The sequence below is a fragment of the Martelella alba genome, from assembly GCF_005217455.1.
Lineage (GTDB): Bacteria > Pseudomonadota > Gammaproteobacteria > Enterobacterales > Enterobacteriaceae > Acerihabitans.
This window is the reverse complement of record NZ_SZPQ01000017.1, coordinates 74,208-93,723: the sequence shown is the minus strand read 5'-3', so window position 1 is coordinate 93,723 and position 19,516 is coordinate 74,208. Positions and strand designations below refer to the sequence as shown.

The following is a 19,516-nucleotide window of genomic DNA, read 5'->3' as shown; positions in this document are numbered from 1 at the left end:
TGGGGAACTCATTCTAATCGGTCAATGGAAAAATAATATGATCAATCTCTTATCGCGTTATATCAGTGAAAAACCGCCAGCAGAACGGGAAACAGAAAGGGCGCGAGCAGCGAGGTAATAATCCCGCAGATGACCAGCGCCAGCGAGCTAAAAGCGCCTTCCTGAAAATCCAGCTCGGCGCAACGGGCGGTACCGAGCGCGTGGGACGCGGTACCCATGGCCAACCCGCGCGACGCCTTGGTGGTGATTCCCAGGCGGTTAAGCAGACTGTGTCCCAGCACGGCGCCGAGTATGCCGACAAAAATCACGCAAACCGCGCTGATGGCCGGAATGCCGCCGATGGATTGCGATACCGCCATGGCGATGGGGGTGGTGACGGATTTAGGCAGCACCGAGGCGGCGATATCCGGCGTAGCGCCCATAAGCAACGCCAAGGCGGTACCGGTGGTCATGGCGGTCAAACTGCCCACCAGGCAAATACCGATAATGGATTTCCAGCGCGCGCGAATCTGATGCAGTTGTTCATAAAGCGGAAACGCCAGCGCCACCACCGCCGGTTGCAGCAGATCGTTGAGTACCCGGCTGCCGGCGAAATAGCGGGAGTAGGGTATGCCGGTTGCCAGCAGGAATGGGATAAGCACCACCATGGACACCAGCAACGGATTGAGCAGCGGCGAATGGAAACGGGCCGCCAATCGGCGGGCGGCGAAAAACACCAGCAGGGTCAACGGCAGGGACCACCAGATATTGGCTAACATCATTCATCCTCGCGCGGATGCGGGCGACCCACCACGGGGCGTTCGCGATGGATAAAATGGGAGCTATAACCCACCACCAGCATCACAATAAAGGTGCTCACCAAACATGACACCACGATCGGGCCGAATTGCGAGGATAATTCGTGGTAATAATTCATGACGCCGACGCCTATGGGCACAAAAAGCAGCGCCATATAGCGAATGAGCAGGTGGCAACCGGGTTTAAGCCATAACGGCGGGAGGATTTGCAGGGAAAGCAGGACAAACAAAATCAGCATTCCGAGGATACTGCCGGGGATCGTGATCGGCAACAACGCCGAGAGCGCGTTACCGATGAACAGACAAAGATAAATCAAGGCGAAAGCCCGGACCAGGGCCCAGCCATTCAACAACATATTACGCATTGTCGCAACCTTATTACTGACCGCATTCATCATACAATTAAACCGCGTCTGGCGCCACCGGGTACTGGGGGGTATCACGACATTGTCATGGATCATGGCTAAGGTGAACCGGCCGCCAGGCACGATGATTGCTGCCATACTATACCCTGACTGTGAATGTTCCGACCGTGAATGTTCGTCGGCGGAAATCCCGCCCCACCCTAGCCCCATGAGGTTCCTATGAAGATGAGACCGGCTCCGCTCCCGGAAAAGTGTATCACGCCGGCGTCCGTCGTTACGACCGGGCAAAGCGAAGATCATCCGCCGCGGCTGTGGCTGGTGGAGCGGCATGTGGGACCTTATGACGCCACGCTGTATATCGGCAACGGGCAGGCCGCCCGCGACGGCGCGCTGCTGGGCGCCCACGGTATCACCAGCGCGCTGAATGTGGCGGTCAATCTGCCGCCGTCGCCGGTAACGCTGCCGGATGGCATGCTGGTGCGGCACAGTCATGTGGGCCTGATTGAAGGCAGCGGCAACACGTTGCCGCATCTGATGGCGGCCATTCTGGCGCTGGGCGGCCTTTTGACGCAGGCCAGCCCGGGGCCGGCGGATTACCCTGACCATCGGCCGGGCAATATTCTGGTGCATTGTCTGGCCGGCCGCTGCCGGTCGGTAACGGTGGTGGCGCTGTTTCTGCATCTGGCGTTAAGCGATCGTTATCCGACCCTCAAGCATGCCTTTGATCATTTACGCGCCATTCGCGGGCAGGGCGGCGAATTGCCGTGCGGACCGCTGTGGCAGTTGGCCGTGCAGTGTCTGGGCAGCAATCTGGGGCATTGTCTGAAAGCTGCCTTGCCGGCTTGATACCGGGGTGCTTGCGTCCGGCAAAACTCTGCGCTGGCGCACGAAAAAAACCAGGCGAATCTGTTAACAAAGAAGACCTCATCTATTCCGGTAGATTTGCCGACCGGAGGATTTTAGCCGTCAGGAGAATGACTTCTTATGCCTACAACACGTTTTTATGGCGTTATACCGCCGGTACCCACCCTGTTCACCGCCGATGAAAAACTGGATGAAGCCAGTATGGCCCACTTGCTGGACAGCTTGTTGGACTCGGCGGTCAATGGATTGTTTTTTCTGGGCAGCGCCGGCGAATTCGCCCATATGTCGGAGGCGTTGCGTCTGCAAACCGCCGAATTTTGCGTCAACTATGTCAATAAACGCAAACCGGTCTTAATAGGCATTGCCCATTCCGGCACCCGGGAAACCATCCGTTACGGTCTGCATGCGCAAAAAATCGGAGCGGATGGGGTGGTGGCGGTCAATCCCTACTACAATCCCCTCAGCGAAAACAACCTTTTCCTGCATTACAAACACCTGGCCGACGCGGTCAGCCTGCCGATCCTGATGTACAACTTCCCCGCGCTTACCGGGCAAAATATTCCGGTGCCGGTGATTCGCCGCCTGGCGGAGGCGTGCCCGAACATCGTCGGCCTTAAAGACACCGTGGATACGTTAAGCCATATTCGCGAGACCCTTCACGAAGTCAAACCAGCGCGCCCGGATTTCGCGGTCTTCGCCGGTTATGACGAATATTTGTTCGGCACCCTGATCCTGGGCGGCGACGGCAGCATCCCGGCCAGCGCCAACTTCGCGCCCCAGCTTACCTGCGGTATCTACCAGGCCTGGCGGCGCCAGGATTACGCCGAAGCGGTGCGCTTGCAGCAGCGGTTGTCCTTTATTCCCGAGCTTTATACCTACGATGCGCCATTTTACAATGTCGTGAAATACGCCATCCAACTGGTGGGCGTGGATATCTCGGTGAATGCCCTGCAACCCGCCTCGCCGCTGAGGGAGGACGTGAAAGAAAACATCAGGGCGGCATTGCGGCGCAGCGGGGTGATTTAACGTAACGGCCGGGCAGGGCGGAAAGCGCGGCCAAGGCCGGACTCCGCCGATGCGGTGGCGTCGGGCCGGCTATGCGTCCGGCCGGGCGAAACGGAAACCGCGATAAAACAGCCCGAGACTCAGCAAAATGGCCACGATCAGCACGACGAACAAGGTATCCGGCGGTGCCCAGGTCAACAGGAAGCCGGTGACCACCGGGTTGGCCGCGCCGCCCAGGTTGGCCAGGTTTTGCATGCCGTAATAACTGCCTTTCAGATGCGGCGGCGCGATAAAATCGATAAACAGATATTCTACCGGGATGGTAATGATCTCGCCCAGGGAAAATATCGCCACGCCGATTATCCACAACGGCAGCGAGTGCTGCGCCAGCATAAAGCCCAGTAAGCCGACAATGAAAAACACATTGCCGGCCACCAGCCACGACAGCAACGCTTCCTGTTTGATTCTGCGGCTCAGGAGATACTGCAGGGTAATGACCACGGTGGCGTTGACCGGGAGAATGATGCCCACGACCCGATAGGCGAACGCATTGTCGAACGACACCATGAGATATTGCGAGAGACAATTGGCGAACTGGCTGAACACCATGCTGCCCAGCAATCCGCCCAGGGTAAAGTAAATGAGCCGCTTGTCATGACGCAGCAAGCTCAGGGTCTGGCGGAAATTGATCTTTTGCGCGGCGGACGGGGCATCGCCGCCGCTCATTTCGGCCGGCGGGCGCCCGAAACGGGACAGCAGCCACACCATAACGGCGGTGGCCAGCGCGCCGATGGCGCCGGAAAGATAAAACGGTATCACCGGGCCGATGGCGGCAGCCATCACGCCCAGCGGCGGTCCCACCGCCCAGCCGATATTCACCAGGGTATAATTCAGGGAGAATGCCCTGACGCGCGCGGCCACCGGCAACCATTCGGCAATGATCGCCTTAAGGGTGATGCTGAACTGGGAATAGGCGGTAATGATAAGCGCTTGCAGTAAAACCAGGCTCGGCCAGGTGCGACATTGCGGCAAAACAAAAAATGACAGGGTAAACAGGGACATGGCCGCGGCAATGACCGTTCTCTTATTGAACCGGTCCACCAAATAGCCGCCGTATAAACTGAAAATGATGCCCAGAGCCAGGCCGGCGCCCAGCACCAGGCCTATCCTGCCCGGCGTCAGCCCCAGTTGATCCGAGAGATACAAGGCCAGAAACGGCAACGACAGGCCGCGTCCGACAGTCAACGCGATAGAAGCCAGAAACAGTGCTTTGATGATGGGCGGAAATCCCTTCGCCAGCGGTACAGCGTCCATAATAAAACCCTTCCGGTTACCTGCTTACCTAATCCACAACATTGTCTGTATTCGGCCCGCCGCGCCGACGCTTACCTGACCGCCATGCCGGGCAGGGCGCCGGCGTCCGGGCTGAGCAGGAAAATATCCTTGCCGCCCGGTCCCGCCGCCAGCACCATGCCCTGCGATACCCCAAAGCGCATCTTGCGCGGCGCCAGATTAGCCACCATTACCGTCAATCGGCCAATCAGCACGGCAGGATCCGGATAGGCCGCGCGGATGCCGGAGAACACCTGGCGGGTTTCGCCGCCCAGCTCCAGCGTCAGCCGCAGAAGCTTATCGGAACCCTCGACGATCTCGGCGTGTTTGATGGCCGCGATACGCAGGTCCACTTTGGCGAAATCATCGAAGGCTATCGTCTCCAGCAGCGGCTCATCCGTCAGGGGGCCGGACGCCGGCGCGGCCGAGGCCGCCGCGTCTTCCCGGGATTCGGCCACCATGGCCGCCACCTGGGCCGGATCGATACGGCTAAACAGCGCCTTGAAGGCGTTGACGGTATGCCCGGTCAACGGCTCGGCAACGCCGTTCCATGTCAGTTCGGTGCTCAGGAAAGCTTCGGCGCGCTGTGCCAGGGACGGCAGCACCGGCTTCAGATAGGTCATCAGGACACGGAACAGATTGATGCCCATTGAGCAGATATCCTGTAGCTTCCGCTCGGCGCCTTCCTGCTTCGCCACCACCCAGGGCGCCTGCTCGTCCACATAGCGGTTGGCCAAATCGGCCAATGCCGTGATTTCCCGAATGGCCCGCCCGGATTCGCGGCTGTCGAACGCCTCGGCGATGCCGGCCGCCGCATCGGTAAAGGCGCGGTACAAAGCGGGATCGGCCACGGTATCGGATAACCGCCCGGCAAACCGTTTATTGATGAAACCGGCGTTGCGGGAAGCCAGGTTCACCACTTTGTTGACGATATCCGCGTTGACCCGCTGGACGAAGTCTTCCAGGTTCAAGTCGATATCGTCGATGTGGGACGACAGTTTGGCGGCATAATAATACCGCAGGCAATCCGCATCCAAGTGCTTAAGGTAGGTCGCGGCCTTGATGAAGGTGCCGCGGGATTTGGACATCTTGGCGCCGTTGACCGTCACATAGCCGTGAACGAACAGATTGGTGGGTTTACGAAAACCGCTGCCCTCCAGCATGGCCGGCCAGAACAGACTATGAAAATAAACGATATCCTTACCGATAAAATGATACAGCTCCGCATCGGAACCCGGCCGCCAGTAATCGTCGAAATCGATGTCGCCGCGTTTGACGCACAGATTTTTAAACGACCCCATATAGCCGATGGGCGCATCAAGCCACACGTAGAAGTACTTGCCCGGCGCGTCGGGAACTTCAAAACCGAAGTAGGGCGCGTCGCGGGAAATATCCCATTGCTGCAAACCGGCGTCGAACCATTCCTGCATTTTATTGGCGACTTGCTCTTGTAGCGCGCCGGAGCGGGTCCAGGCGTGAAGCATATCGCTGAACGCCGGTAAATCGAAAAAGAAATGCTCCGAATCCCGCATGACCGGGGTGGCGCCGGATACCGCCGATTTGGGATCGATAAGTTCAGTGGGGCTATAAGTGGCGCCGCACACCTCGCAATTATCGCCGTACTGATCGGGCGATTTGCAGCGGGGGCACGTACCCTTAACGAACCGATCGGGCAGAAACATGGCCTTTTGCGGATCGTAGAGCTGTGAAATGATGCGGGTCTTGATATAGCCGCCGGCCTTGAGCCGCTGATAAATCAGATTCGACAGCGCCCGGTTTTCGTCGCTATGGGTGGAGTGGTAATTGTCGAAGCTGACGCCAAAACCAGTGAAATCCGCCAAATGCTCCCGGTTCATTTCATCAATCATTTTTTCCGGGGCAATACCCAGTTGTTGCGCCTTGAGCATAATCGGCGTGCCATGGGCGTCGTCGGCGCAGATGAAATAAACCCGATTGCCGCGCATTCGCTGAAAACGGACCCAAATATCCGCCTGGATATGCTCCAGCATGTGGCCTAAATGGATTGAACCGTTAGCGTAAGGTAACGCACAGGTTACCAGTATTTTTTTCGCGACTTGAGTCATGGTGGAAATGCGCTTTTTCAGATGAAATAAAGAGTTTCTGATGGTAACCGATAGCCATGCCCGCCGTAAACAAGCTCGGCGGGATCTGTTATGCTATGTCCAACGGGTAAATACACCAAATTTAAGGAGCCGGGATGAATCCTCCATCACCCGAACATTCCACACCGGACGTACTGCGCGCCCAGGTGACCCAGGTCCTGGCGGCCTGGCGGCATCCAACCCTCAAACAGGGTCTGGACGAACTGAAGGCGCTGACGCACTGCGCCTTGCTGGACGGGGCGTTGCACATTGAGTTGACGTTGCCGTTCGCCTGGCGTAGCGCTTTTGATGAGCTGAAAGACACGGTCAGCGCCGAGTTGCTGAGTGTGACCGGCGCCGGCGCCATTGACTGGACGCTAAACCACAATATCGCCACCCTGCGGCGGGTCAAGGATTCGCCGGGGGTGAAGAACATTCGTAACCTGATTGCGGTCAGCTCCGGCAAAGGGGGCGTCGGCAAATCCAGCACGGCGGTCAACCTGGCGCTGGCGCTGGCGGCCGAAGGGGGACGCGTCGGCCTGCTGGACGCGGATATCTACGGCCCGTCCATTCCCGCCATGCTGGGCGCGGCGCACGAACGCCCCACCTCGCCGGACGGACAACATATGGCGCCCATCATGGCCCATGGTCTCGCCACGAACTCCATCGGCTACATGGTGACCGACGATAACGCCATGGTCTGGCGCGGCCCCATGGCCAGCAAGGCGTTACTGCAATTATTGCAGGATACCCTGTGGCCGGAGCTGGATTACCTGGTGCTGGACATGCCGCCTGGCACCGGCGATATCCAACTTACCCTGGCGCAGAATATCCCCGTCACCGGCGCGCTGGTGGTGACCACCCCGCAGGACATCGCCTTGGCGGACGCCCGTAAAGGCATCATCATGTTCGAAAAGGTCGGGGTACCCGTGCTGGGCATCGTTGAGAACATGAGCGTGCATATTTGCAGCCATTGCGGCCATCTGGAAGCCATTTTCGGCACCGGCGGCGCGCAAAAACTGGCGGAGCAATACCATTGCGCGCTGTTGGGCCAATTGCCGCTGCACATCAGTCTGCGGGAAGATCTTGATCGGGGCGAACCGACGGTCATCAGTCGTCCCGATAGCGAATTCACCGAACTTTATCGGCAATTGGCCGGCCAGGTGGCGGCCCAGTTGTACTGGCAGGGCGAGGTGATTCCCACTGAAATCGCCTTCAAGGCGCTGTAAGCGCGGCGGCGGCCTCGCCGGCATCATATCGACGAGGCAAGGCGCTCGCCGGCCATGGCCGCGGCCAGTTCCGCCCGATTGGGCAAGCCTTCGCTGTCGCCGGCCGCCTGAATGACCAGCGCGCCGATATGGTTGCCGCGCGTTACCGCCTCTGCCAGCGACAGCCCTTCCAACAGCGCGCTGATGACGCCAACCGCGAAACCATCTCCGGCGCCCACCGTATCCACCACCCGCTTGACCGGCACCGCCGGCACCATCCCTTGCCGGCCGTCGGCGGCTTGATAATAGGCCCCCTCGGCGCCGGTTTTAATCACCACCACATCGACGCCCCGCGACAGATAAAAGTCGGCGATGGCCGACGGCCGCCGATGGCCGGTCAAAATTTCGGCCTCCTTGATGCCCGGTAATACCCAATTCGCCTGGAAGGCCAGTTTATTCAACCGCGCGACCATCTCCCGCTCCGAACGCCAAAGCACCGGCCGCAGATTAGGGTCGAAAGATACGGTTTTACCTTGCCGCCGCATCCAGCCCGCGGCATAGTCGGCCAAAGCATAGGACTCATCCGACAGCGCCGCCCCGACACCGCTCAAATGCAGATGGCGCGCGGCGGCAAAATCTTCTGGATTAAAATCCTGGCGCGAAAGGTGGCTGGCCGCCGTCCCCTTGCGGAAATATTCTACGAGGGGATCGGTTCCATCGTCAGCGCGGGATTTGAGCTGAAAACCGCTGGGATAACGCGCATCGACCGTGACCGCCCGCCTATCGATATGTTCGTTGTCCAGGGTATCGAGAATAAACCGGCCGAATGAATCATCCCCAACCCGGCTTACCCATGCGGTACGCACCCCCAACCGCGACAGCCCTGTGGCGACATTAAGCTCGGCGCCCGCCGCCCGGCGGGAAAAAACATCGACTTGATGCAAGGGACCCGGTTGCTGGGCGACAAACATGGCCATGGCCTCGCCGAGGGTGATAACATCCAGTTTTGTCCCGGCAGCGCCGGGCGGGGATGATTCAGGCATACTCACTCCTTATCTCTTTTTTTGGGCGCGCGCCACACGTTAGTCGTTAGTCTCAGGCCGCTTAGGCCGTCACCCATAAGCCACACGTCAGAGTCCGCCGTTGAGGTTTCGCAAAACGCCAACCCAAACAGTGAAAAACATCATGAGGATATGAGTATGGAATCGGTTCCATATCACGACCATTATCGGAGATGAATTATTTGAGCGTGATCACATAAATAGTCCCTCACAGCGGGGGGATGTAAAGCCCTAACACGACGACGGCAGGACTTCCGCTCAGAGAAGCATTCACTTTCGTAAATCTTCAGACATACTTAGAGATGACCAGGGGCTATATGGCGGGATTAAAAAAATGACGTTTAAGCGTTAAACGGGGATGTTTCCGAGGAAAACATATGCGATTCAAAGGTCTTACAAAAGGATTTTTCATCCTGATTTTACTGATTGCGACTCTGGCTTTCCTGGATGTCCTGGCGCCGTATTCATCAGCGCTGTTATGGTCTGCCATCCTCGCCATCATTTTCCATCCGCTGTATGTCCGGCTCAGGTCGTGGCTTGGCGACCGCAATGGCCTGGCCTCCTTGCTCACGGTGGCGGTCATTTGCCTTATCGTGTTCGTTCCATTGGCCGTTATCCTGTCTTCGTTGGCGGTGGAATTCAACGCGGTGTATGGCAAGTTGCAGGGCAATTCCACTGTGATGCCCGGCATTGTGGCGGATGTTATGGGGCATTTACCCCACTGGCTACGTCATTTTCTTGTCCGGCACGGCATGGCCAACGCCGCCGAAATCCAGCAACAGCTATCGGATCTGGCCATGCGCGGCGGCCAATATCTGGCGGGCAGTGTTTTCCTTATCGGCAGGGGGACCTTCAGATTTGTTCTGGGGTTCGGCATTATGCTGTATTTATTGTTTTTCCTGCTTAAGGATGGCGCCTATCTGGTGGGGTTGATTCTAGAGGCGTTACCCCTGTCACGCTTCGTGAAACATCACTTGTTGATGAAGTTTGCCGCGGTATCCCGGGCCACGGTCAAAGGCACGGTCGTGGTGGCCGTGGTGCAAGGGGCATTGGGAGGATTGGCGTTTTCCCTGACCGGTATCGAAGGCAGCCTGCTGTGGGGATCGTTGATGGCGTTTTTGTCGCTGATACCCGCCGTCGGTTCGGCCATTATCTGGGTGCCGGCCGCCATTTATCTGTTCGCCTCCGGTATGTTGTGGCAAGCCATCTTCCTGGTGGCGTTCTTTGTGGTGGTGATAGGCCTTATTGATAATTTTCTGCGCCCGCTGCTGGTGGGGAAGGATACCAAGATGCCGGATTACCTGATTCTTATCGCCACGTTAGGTGGCATGGAGGTTTACGGTATCAATGGTTTTGTGATCGGGCCGCTTATCGCCGCGTTATTTATCGCCTGCTGGAATCTGTTGTCGGGGCGGGATAATGAGGGCAACGCGGAGGAGATTGCCGAAGAATTCATTGAAGAGGGCAAACATCGCCATGACGGCTGAGTTATGCCGCCTATGCCGATAAAGCGAAGCCCCCTACCCGAAAAAGGCTGTGGTAAAACTATGCCGTCAGATCCTTGATCTCCTGATCGGACAAGCCGGTGGCATCTTTAACTTTTTGGCGATCGATGCCCATGGACAATAAATCGCGGGCAATTTCCTGATTGCGCTCATGCCGACCTTGTTGCAAACCTTGGTGAATACCCTGTTGCATGCCTTGTTGCAAGCCTTGCTGTAGCCCTTGTTGCAAGCCTTGTTGTACACCTTGATGCCGCCACTGTTCCGCCAGGGTCATAATATCCTCCTTAAATTCCGGCGTCTTTTCCGTCAGAGTACGGATAAATGCCTCGCTGTCAAGGTGCTGGCCTTCCTGGGCAAGGTAGTGCAGCAGCGCCATCACCAGCGGTTTTTCCAGTTGGGCTTTGACCACGAGCCGGACGATATCCTGCAGGCGCTGGTTCAAATCCCGTGAGCGGATATGCTTTTGCACCAGCGCCAGCAGGCCCGCCTTGGGGTGGCGGTGAAATTCCTCATCCGGTATCACGGTGACATCCACTAGTGGGAAGGGCTGCCTATACAGCGTTTCGGCCCGCTCGCGGTCCTGTTCCCGGAAACAGTCCAGCCAACCGGTCTTGTGAGGATAGGGGCTATGCTCGCCGTGGTAAAACAACAAGGGGATAACCAGCGGCAGACGCTTGTGGCCGCGCTCCAGGTGCTGCTGCATGACCAGCAGGGCATAGCGCATCAAGCGGAACCCCATTAATCTATCGGGTGTCGACTGATGCTCGATAAGGCAGTAGATATAGGCTTGGCCCGAATCCATGCGCAGGCTGTAGAGCATATCGGAGATGCGGGCGCGGAGGTCCTCCTCCACAAAAGAGCTGTTGTGCCTGAGCAGGGTGGAGAAATCGCATTGTCGGCGCAACTCCTCGGGCAGGTGGTGTTGGAGAAATTCCCGTGCGACGCCGACATCGGCGAGGAATTTCCGAAACAAGGAGTCATGGGGCGTGAGAACAGTTGTCATGGCGCCACGATAACGGCGGGTGATTCCACGGGAGGTAAACCGCCGAATGCCGGCCAAGGAAACGGCACGTCTTTTGGTAAGAAATGGAATGCGCATCCCATTTCATTCAGTCGTGTTGTTTAATCGCTTCTTCGTTGAAGAAAAAATTACTTTTTAGCCCACATCAAGCTGATAACGCCTTTAACTCGAGCTCAGAAAGTCCGGTGGCGTCTTTGATTTTTTGGCGATCGATGCCCATGGACAATAAATCGCGGGCAATTTCCTGATTGCGCTCATGCCGACCCTGTTGCATGCCTTGCTGCATGCCTTGCTGCCGCCACTGTTCCGCCAGGGTCATCATATCCTCCTTAAATTCCGGCGTCTTTTCCGTCAGAGTACGGATAAATGATCCCAAAGTAAGTTATAAAAAAAGTTATATCAATAAGATAACGCCTTTAACTCGAGATCGGAAAGCCCGGTGGCGTCTTTGATTTTTTGGCGATCGATGCCCATGGACAGTAAATTGCGGGCAATTTCCTGATTGCGCTCATGCCGACCCTGTTGCAAGCCTTGTTGCATGCCTTGTTGCATGCCTTGATGCAGGCCTTGGTGCCGCCACTGTTCCGCCAGGGTCATAATATCCTCCTTAAATTCCGGCGTCTTTTCCGTCAGAGTACGGATAAATGCCTCGCTGTCAAGGTGCTGGCCTTCCTGGGCGAGGTAGTGCAGCAGCGCCATCACCAGCGGTTTTTCCAGTTGGGCTTTGACCACGAGCCGAACGATATCCTGCAGGCGCTGGTTCAAATCCCGTGAGCGGATATGCTTTTGCACCAGCGCCAGCAGGCCCGCCTTGGGATGGCGGTGAAATTCCTCATCCGGTATCACGGTGACATCCACTAATGGGAAGGGCTGCCTATACAGCGTCTCGGCCCGCTCGCGGTCCTGGTCCCGGAAACAGTCCAGCCAGCCGGTCTTGTAAGGATAGGGGGTGTGCTCGCCATGGTAAAACAACAAGGGGATAACCAGCGGCAGACGCTTGTGGCCGCGCTCCAGGTGCTGCTGCATGACCAGCAGGGCATAGCGCATCAAGCGGAACCCCATTAATCTATCGGGTGTCGATTGATGCTCGATATGGCAGTAAATATAGGCTTGGCCCGAATCCATGCGCAGGCTGTAGAGCATATCGGAGATGCGGACGCGGAGGTCTTCCTCCACAAAAGAGCTGTTGTGCCTGAGCAGGGTGGAGAAATCGCATTGTCGGCGCAACTCCTCCGGCAGGTGGTGTTGGAGAAATTCCCGGGCGACGCCGATATCGGCGAGGAATTTCCGAAACAAGGAATCATGGGGCGTGAGAACAGTTGTCATGGCGCCACGATAACGGCGGGTGATTCCACGGGAGGTAAACCGCCGAATGCCGGCCAAGGAAACGGCATGCCTTTGGGTAAGAAATGGAATGCGTTTCACAAGTGCTATGAAAGGGTTGCATTCCACCCCCAGCCACGTTGTCCGGCCCCGGCTAAGCAGGGCGGAAGGGGTTGCAGTTCACCGCCGTTAACGGTATTGTTGGTCTGCGCCTGCAAAATCAGGCGTGGGATTGGTCTCCCAAAAAACTTAGTGGCGGCATATGACGCACTTGCGTCTTTATTCACAACAACACTTAGTGGAGGCTGCCCCTTTGGCTACGACCCCGACTTCCGTTCACGCATTACTTTCCCATGCTATCCGTTCCACCACGGATTTCATCACACTGGCCGAACATTGCGACAGGCTTTCCGAGGCACTGCTGGAATGCCATGATGACGCGCTGTGTCAGGCGTTGCTCACACGGCTCTCTCAAGGACTGGCATTGTTGCGGCCCGCCCTGGATGCTCCCCTCCCGCCCAATCTGATTGAAAGCCTGACAGTGGATGAACTGCCGACGACCGCGCCTTGCTTTGAACCAGACTCCGACCTGCTTTGCGAATATTGTCAAATACTGGCGCAACTCTTGGAGGAGAAGGATTACAGGCCGGAAAGGGAGCCGCTTTTCAAGGGATTGCTGTTTGAACTCATGAACTACTTATCCGGCGAACTGCGGGCGCCGCGCTGGATACGGACCGCCGATGGGGTAAAAATTCTTGAAGAAGTGCTGTCGGCGGAGGAAGACAGGATGCCCTGAAAATGTCAACCCGCCTTCGGGCGGGTTGACCGGGGGCGCCCCTGTTCGTGCGGAACATCGGCGGGATAGCATTGACTCGTTTGCGGTCAACTACTGTGGTGTATTGGGCTACTGCGGTGTAATGGTCACGCCATCCCGGCCATGGTAGCCAACATCGCCCCGATGCAGGTAAGCGCGCGTATAAACATGTTGCACCGGCGCGATAGTCAGGGCGATCTGCTCCAGCAGACTCTGGGTCGGCGCTTTTTTGCCCTGCATCACCAACAGCAGCGGCAATATCAGCACGGCGGTCAACTGCCCGAGCGACAAGCGACGGATACGGGTGCCGCGGGAATATTGCAGCAGCAGAAACGACGCGCTGATGGTATAGCCGAGCGTCAGACCCGCCACCACTTCCGAGACGGAATGGGCATGCAAAATCACCCGTGAAATGCCGATAAGCAGCGCCAGCGCATAACCGCCGGCCACCGCGGCGATACGCGCGGCCCTCGGGGCGCGGCCGGTCAAAATCCAAAACATCACCGGCCAGATACTGGCCGACAACGCTGAATGACCGCTAAATCCGGTAAAATCGTAAGTCCGGCTGCCGATGCCCCAGCCCATAAAGGCCAATTTGGAGGCGACAACGATCGCGCCGGCGCCGCCGAAAAACAGCAACCACTGCCAGCAGGTGCGACGGGTGTCGGCTTTCCAGAGCAGCAACGCCACGATAATCACCGAGCAGGGCAACAGCAGCGTGCTATCGCCGAAAAATGTCAGCCAGCGCCAATTCATTCAGTTAACCGAATCCGCCATCATAAACCCAGGAAAACGCCGACATCATGGTCGGCGCGTGTCGTGGGCACCTGTGCCCAAAGCGATACTCTACGCAATCGCCAGGCGAGGCTCTAGCGTGATTTATCTTAAATTTGTGATACACCTATCAAATAGTACGCCATGTTGTGGGAGATTTACCTTGCCTCAACCGCTGGCATCAAGGGAACCGGCACTTTATAATTGCCGGCGACGTTTGCGTACGCCACGCAATTCCCTTCTTTTTATCAGGCCATTTACTGTATGACTGAGAAGTCCCACCCATGCGTCATCATTGGCATTGCCGGCGCGTCCGCGTCCGGCAAAAGCCTGATTGCCAGCACATTGTACCAGGAACTCTGCGAGCAGGTCGGCGATCAGCACATCGGCATCATCCCGGAGGACAGCTACTACCTGGACCAGAGTCATATGGTCATGAGCGAGCGGGTCAAAACCAATTACGATCATCCCAGCGCCATGGATCATAATCTGTTGTTCCAGCATTTACAGACGCTCAAGTCCGGTTCGTCCATTGAAATGCCGGTGTACAGCTATGTGGAGCATACCCGGCGGCCGGAAACCATTACCATGCCGCCGAAAAAAGTGATTATTCTTGAAGGTATCCTGCTGCTGACCGACGTGCGGCTGCGGGAAGCGATGAATTTTTCCATTTTCGTCGATACGCCGCTCGATATCTGCCTGCTGCGCCGGATGCGGCGCGATGTCAACGAGCGCGGCCGGGCAATGGAATCGGTGATGGAGCAGTATCAAAAGACCGTGCGTCCCATGTTTCTGCAATTTATCGAGCCTTCCAAGCAATACGCCGATATTATTGTGCCGCGCGGCGGTAAAAACCGGATCGCCATTGATATTCTTAAGGCGAAAATCAGTCAATTTCTGGAATAATGCGCCTCGCCCGCGGCGAGCGTCCCGCGGGCCTCGGCCGCTTACCATTCCGCGTTTTATGGAGAAACACGCGATGAGACTCTGCGATCGTGACATCGAAGCCTGGCTGGACGACGGCCGGCTGGAAATCAACCCGCGTCCCCCGGTGGAGCGCATCAACGGAGCGACGGTGGATGTCCGGCTGGGCAACCAGTTCCGGGTGTTTCAGGGCCATAACGCCGCGTTTATCGATTTAAGCGGCCCCAAGGACGATGTCACCGCCGCTCTGGACCGGGTGATGAGCGACGAGATCGTGTTGCCGGAAGGCGGCGCGTTTTTCCTGCATCCCGCCGAGCTGGCGCTGGCGGTCACTTATGAGTCGGTCCGACTGCCGGATAACCTGGTGGGTTGGCTGGACGGACGCTCCTCGCTGGCCCGGCTAGGGCTGATGGTGCATGTCACCGCCCATCGCATTGATCCCGGTTGGCAAGGTAGAATTGTGCTGGAGTTCTATAATTCAGGGAAACTGCCGTTGGCATTGCGTCCCGGCATGTTGATAGGCGCCCTGAGCTTCGAGCCGCTGAGCGGTCCGGCCGCGCGGCCCTATAACCGCCGCGTGGACGCCAAATATCGCAACCAGCAGGGAGCCGTCGCCAGCCGTATTGATAAAGATTGAGCACGCCGACGCAGGTTGCGCGAAAGATAAATGGGGACTGCATGAGAAGATTATTGACGACGCTGGTGATATTGCTGGCGGTCCTGTTGGTCGGCGTCACCGCGTTGGTGATGCTCATTAATCCCAACGAATTTCGTCATTACATGGTGGCCAAAGTAAAACAGCGCAGCGGCTATGATCTGGTGCTGGACGGCAATTTGCGCTGGCATGTCTGGCCGCAACTGAGCATCCTGGCCGGCCGGACGACGCTGACCGCCCCTGGCGCCAAACTGCCGGTGGTCAGCGCCGAGAATATGCGGCTGGATGTGGAGCTTTGGCCGCTGCTGTCCCACCAGTTGTCGGTGAAGCAGGTGATGCTCAAAGGCGCGGTGATTACCCTGACGCCGGACAGCGCCGAGCGCAAGCCGAAAAACGCCCCCATCGCGCCGCCGGCCGGCACGCTGGCGCCGGAACTCCGGGCCGGCTGGTCCTATGACATTGCCAGCCTGAAACTCACCGACAGTTTGCTGGTCTGGCAAAAGCAGCCCAACGAGCAGATCAATTTTCGCGATCTCAACCTGGACATCGAACAGAACGGCCACCGCCAGGGCGACATCACCTTCTCCAGCCGAATTAACCGCGATCAGCGCGATCTCACCTTGTCCCTTGGCGGCAAAATCGATATGAGCCGCTACCCGCGGCAGATCACCGCCCGCCTGAACAATGTCAGCTATCAGTTGCGGGGGACCGGCTTTCCGGCCGGCGGCATCAAGGGCGAGGGCGCGTTCAGCGCCGATTATTCACAGACTAACCGGACGCTTGATATCACCAATTTGTCCCTTAGCGCCAACGACAGCCATATCACCGGCCAGGCCAGCGCCAAACTGGATAGCATACCGGTATATCAACTGGACCTGAACGCCCAGCATCTGAACTTTGATGCCTTAACCGGCTATTCAGCGGACAATAGCGCCGGCAGCGGCGGCGATGCGGGCGGCTCCCGCGGCAGCCGGCCGATTATCATTTCCGCCGTGGACGATCGTTCGCCCTCGTTTCTTAACGGGTTTGACGGCCAGTTGAATCTGACCGCCGATCAGGTGACCTATCGGGGATTGAACATCACCGATTTCCAAGCCAGGGCCGATAACCGGCGCGGCCACCTGGTCGTCAACGCCCTGGACGGCAAAATGGGCGCGGGACGGTTTAGCTTGCCAGGTACCTTCGATAGCACCGGGCCGCAACCCACCTTCACGCTGCATCCGGATATCCACCAGGTGGCGCTGGGCCCCCTGTTGCAAGCCTTTTCCCTGCCGCAAACCCTGACCGGACAACTCTCGGTGCAAGGCGACATCACCGGCCGTTCGCTGACTGCCCGGGATTTCGCGGAAAACTGGCGGGGCGACGGCCGAATGGTCTTGGATCATGCCCGTCTGGAGGGGTTGAATATCTCGCAATTGATTCAGCGGGCGGTGGCGCGCAGCAACAACGGCATCGGCGCCGAGGAACAAAGCGAAAACTATTCCGAGGTCAAACAACTGACCGCTCAGGCCAGCTTACGGCAGGGCAATCTGCAATTAAGCGATCTGGCCGGCGAATCCGATCTGCTGGCCCTGACCGGCAACGGCACGCTTAACCTGCCGCAACGGCAATGCGACGTTAATCTCGATATCCGGGTGCTCAAGGGTTGGCAAGGCCCCCCGGACCGCGTGGCCGCGTTGATAAATACCCCTATCCCGTTACGGGTTTACGGGCCCTGGGATGCGCTGGGGTACGAGTTGCACGTGGATCAGTTGATGCGCCGGCAACTGGAAGATGAAATCCGGCGCCGGCTGAACGACTGGGCGCAAAAACACCAGAACTCCACGCGAAACAAAGAAGTGCAAAAACTGCTGGATAAGCTATGACGCCGTTTGGGGCCGAGGATGTCATGGGGGAGGGCGCCCTGGCATTCGCCCATTCGCAAGAGCGGTTTACACTTCGTAGTCCGCTTCGGCCAAAGGCGTTATCCGTACCTTGACTATACGGTGGCCGTCCATGGCGACGATAGTGAACCGATAATCGCCTATGGCGAGTTGCTCCCCCACGCTTGGGATGGTTTGGCTGTGTTCCATGATCAACCCGGCCAGGGTATGATAATCGCGATGCTCGTCCAATGGGAGGGTGATATAGCTCGCCAGATCTTCCAGCGGCAGATAACCATTGACCAGCAAGGTGCCGTCGGCGTTTTTCTGGATATCATGGCGCGGGTCGGCGTCCTCGTTTTCCAGGGGTAATTGTCCGGCGATGGTTTCCATGATATCGCTTAGAGTGATAATACCTTCCACCGAACCGAATTCATCCACCACAAAGGCGAAATGGGTGTGGGCCTCGCGGAACTGTTCCAGGGCGAGCAATAAAGACAGCTGTTCCGGGAATACCAGCGGCTGGCGGATAAGCGCGCGGATATCCAGCGGTTCGCCGCGCAGTTGCTGATTGAGTAAATCAATCACATGCACCACGCCCAATGGTTCATTGGCGGACGTATCTTCGGTGATAACCAGCCGGGTATGCTGGTTTTCGGTCAGTAATCGGGTAATGGCGTCCGGAGGATCGCGCAAATCGATATGCTCAATATCGTGACGCGAGGTCATCACGCTACTGACGGCGCGCTGGGCCAGTCCCAGTACCCGCTCGATCATCCGCCGCTCCTGCTCATTGAACACCTCCCGCCCCGCGCCTTCGTTATCGGCGACCATGGCGGAGGTATCGCTATCCAGTTCCGCTTCCTCGTGTTTGCCGCTCAGCAACCGCAGCACCGCCTCGGCGGTGCGCTTGCGCAGCGGCACGGAACCGGCCAGGAAGCGGCGGCGATTGAATTGCGCCAACTGGTTCAGGCACTCGATCATCACCGAGAACCCAATGGCGGCATACAGATACCCCTTGGGAATGGTAAAGCCGAAGCCGTCCGCCACCAGGCTAAAGCCTATCATCAACAAAAAGCTCAGGCAGAGGATAACGATGGTGGGATGGGCGTTGATAAACCGCGTTAGCGGCTTGCTGGCCCACATCATCAAGCCGATGGCCACCACCACCGCCGCCATCATGACCGCCAGGTGATCCACCATGCCGACGGCGGTAATGATGGAATCCAGGGAAAATACCGCATCCAGGATCACGATTTGCGTCACCACCGCCCAGAACCGCGCGCCCCTGCGTTGGGATTCCTGCTCCTCGTCCTTGCCTTCCAGCCGGTCATTGAGTTCCAGGGTGGCCTTGAACAGCAAAAACACGCCGCCCGCCAGCATGATGAGATCCCGCGGGCTGAAGGGATGCTGTAATACGCTAAAAAGCGGCGTGGTAAGCGATACCAGCCAGGACATGGATGCCAGCAGCACCAACCGCATGATCAGCGCCAGCGCCAGCCCCACCAGCCGAGCCCGGTTACGCTGCGTCGCCGGCAGCTTTTCCGCCAAGATGGCGATAAACACTAAATTATCGATGCCCAGCACCAGCTCCAGCACAATTAATGTCGCCAGCCCGGCCCAGATTGTCGGATCCGCAATCCACTCCATTGTAGAGGTATACCTTAGTTAAGTACGCATGATGTCACAAATCATGAAAGGTAATAGGGGAAAAGGCAATGTTGTTCATGTCGCCGAGCGTCAAGGGATAGGGAAACGGGCTTGTGTTACTAAAAAATGACGAAAATGCGAAATTTCACTATCGCAATTATAACTATGCAAATTAAATATTTTTTATTGATTTGAAGATTGTGGTTTGTAAAGGAACAAATCGATGAAAAATTGCCCGTTCATCGGCGAAAACG

The 19,516-nt window shown here is 57.5% G+C and carries 18 protein-coding genes; 8 read left to right on the top strand and 10 right to left on the bottom strand.

The genetic code is table 11. The features are described from left to right. Window positions 1-62 precede the first annotated feature (62 nt). Both FCN80_RS12725 and FCN80_RS12720 read right to left on the bottom strand, forming a co-directional pair. Window positions 63-761, bottom strand: a complete 699-nt coding sequence (locus FCN80_RS12725) for a CidB/LrgB family autolysis modulator (protein WP_230492646.1) — start codon at window positions 759-761, stop codon at window positions 63-65. After that, the gene (locus FCN80_RS12720) at window positions 758-1,162 is read right to left on the bottom strand and encodes a CidA/LrgA family protein (RefSeq protein WP_136990535.1); all 405 of its coding nucleotides are present in this window, start codon (window positions 1,160-1,162) and stop codon (window positions 758-760) included. Before FCN80_RS12720 ends, FCN80_RS12725 begins: the two co-directional genes overlap by 4 nt. Before the next feature lie 219 nt (window positions 1,163-1,381). Here FCN80_RS12720 and FCN80_RS12715 point away from each other — a divergent pair, with 219 nt between their 5' ends. Further along, window positions 1,382-2,008, top strand: a complete 627-nt coding sequence (locus tag FCN80_RS12715) for a dual specificity protein phosphatase family protein (protein WP_136990534.1) — start codon at window positions 1,382-1,384, stop codon at window positions 2,006-2,008. Between the two features lie 138 nt (window positions 2,009-2,146). Then, a complete protein-coding gene (locus FCN80_RS12710) occupies window positions 2,147-3,052 on the top strand; it encodes a dihydrodipicolinate synthase family protein (protein WP_136990533.1) in 906 nt (301 codons plus the stop codon). 69 nt (window positions 3,053-3,121) lie between these two features. Here the strand turns inward: FCN80_RS12710 and FCN80_RS12705 are convergent, their stop codons facing one another. Both FCN80_RS12705 and metG read right to left on the bottom strand, forming a co-directional pair. Next, window positions 3,122-4,345, bottom strand: coding sequence for an MFS transporter (locus tag FCN80_RS12705; RefSeq protein WP_136990532.1), 1,224 nt, complete (start codon window positions 4,343-4,345; stop codon window positions 3,122-3,124). A 71-nt stretch (window positions 4,346-4,416) separates the two neighbouring features. After that, window positions 4,417-6,447 (bottom strand): methionine--tRNA ligase, encoded by a 2,031-nt coding sequence (metG, locus tag FCN80_RS12700; RefSeq protein ID WP_136990531.1) that lies wholly within the window; start codon window positions 6,445-6,447, stop codon window positions 4,417-4,419. A 134-nt stretch (window positions 6,448-6,581) separates the two neighbouring features. On the opposite strand from metG, the gene apbC reads away from it, so the two are divergent. Further along, on the top strand, window positions 6,582-7,694 hold the full coding sequence (gene apbC, locus FCN80_RS12695; protein WP_136990530.1) for an iron-sulfur cluster carrier protein ApbC: 1,113 nt from the start codon (window positions 6,582-6,584) through the stop codon (window positions 7,692-7,694). Between the two features lie 23 nt (window positions 7,695-7,717). Here the strand turns inward: apbC and FCN80_RS12690 are convergent, their stop codons facing one another. Beyond that, window positions 7,718-8,716, bottom strand: coding sequence for a sugar kinase (locus FCN80_RS12690; RefSeq protein WP_136990529.1), 999 nt, complete (start codon window positions 8,714-8,716; stop codon window positions 7,718-7,720). Window positions 8,717-9,111: 395 nt separating this feature from the next. Here FCN80_RS12690 and FCN80_RS12685 point away from each other — a divergent pair, with 395 nt between their 5' ends. Further along, the gene (locus FCN80_RS12685; RefSeq protein WP_136990528.1) at window positions 9,112-10,221 is read left to right on the top strand and encodes an AI-2E family transporter; all 1,110 of its coding nucleotides are present in this window, start codon (window positions 9,112-9,114) and stop codon (window positions 10,219-10,221) included. Window positions 10,222-10,279: 58 nt separating this feature from the next. On the opposite strand, the gene FCN80_RS12680 is transcribed toward FCN80_RS12685, so the two are convergent. The 3 genes from FCN80_RS12680 to FCN80_RS12670 form a co-directional block, all read right to left on the bottom strand. Next, entirely contained in the window at window positions 10,280-11,242 is a 963-nt protein-coding gene (locus FCN80_RS12680) for an Rpn family recombination-promoting nuclease/putative transposase (protein WP_136990527.1), read from the bottom strand. 163 nt (window positions 11,243-11,405) lie between these two features. Beyond that, on the bottom strand, window positions 11,406-11,582 hold the full coding sequence (locus tag FCN80_RS12675; RefSeq protein WP_136990526.1) for a transposase: 177 nt from the start codon (window positions 11,580-11,582) through the stop codon (window positions 11,406-11,408). Window positions 11,583-11,659: 77 nt separating this feature from the next. Further along, window positions 11,660-12,586, bottom strand: coding sequence for an Rpn family recombination-promoting nuclease/putative transposase (locus FCN80_RS12670; RefSeq protein WP_136990525.1), 927 nt, complete (start codon window positions 12,584-12,586; stop codon window positions 11,660-11,662). A 310-nt stretch (window positions 12,587-12,896) separates the two neighbouring features. Between FCN80_RS12670 and FCN80_RS12665 the strand changes: the two genes are divergently transcribed. Continuing rightward, window positions 12,897-13,379 (top strand): hypothetical protein, encoded by a 483-nt coding sequence (locus tag FCN80_RS12665; protein ID WP_136990524.1) that lies wholly within the window; start codon window positions 12,897-12,899, stop codon window positions 13,377-13,379. Window positions 13,380-13,487: 108 nt separating this feature from the next. Here the strand turns inward: FCN80_RS12665 and FCN80_RS12660 are convergent, their stop codons facing one another. Then, window positions 13,488-14,153 carry a phosphatase PAP2 family protein gene (locus FCN80_RS12660; RefSeq protein WP_136990523.1) on the bottom strand — a complete coding sequence of 222 codons (666 nt, stop codon included), beginning with the start codon at window positions 14,151-14,153 and terminating at the stop codon, window positions 13,488-13,490. A 282-nt stretch (window positions 14,154-14,435) separates the two neighbouring features. On the opposite strand from FCN80_RS12660, the gene udk reads away from it, so the two are divergent. The 3 genes from udk to asmA all read left to right on the top strand — a co-directional run bounded on the left by udk (window position 14,436) and on the right by asmA (window position 17,615). Beyond that, window positions 14,436-15,077, top strand: coding sequence for a uridine kinase (gene udk / locus FCN80_RS12655; protein ID WP_136990522.1), 642 nt, complete (start codon window positions 14,436-14,438; stop codon window positions 15,075-15,077). Between the two features lie 73 nt (window positions 15,078-15,150). Continuing rightward, entirely contained in the window at window positions 15,151-15,732 is a 582-nt protein-coding gene (gene dcd / locus FCN80_RS12650) for a dCTP deaminase (protein ID WP_136990521.1), read from the top strand. 41 nt (window positions 15,733-15,773) lie between these two features. Continuing rightward, on the top strand, window positions 15,774-17,615 hold the full coding sequence (asmA, locus tag FCN80_RS12645) for an outer membrane assembly protein AsmA (protein WP_136990520.1): 1,842 nt from the start codon (window positions 15,774-15,776) through the stop codon (window positions 17,613-17,615). A 66-nt stretch (window positions 17,616-17,681) separates the two neighbouring features. Here the strand turns inward: asmA and FCN80_RS12640 are convergent, their stop codons facing one another. Further along, window positions 17,682-19,262, bottom strand: a complete 1,581-nt coding sequence (locus FCN80_RS12640) for a TerC family protein (RefSeq protein WP_136990519.1) — start codon at window positions 19,260-19,262, stop codon at window positions 17,682-17,684. Window positions 19,263-19,516: the final 254 nt, after the last annotated feature.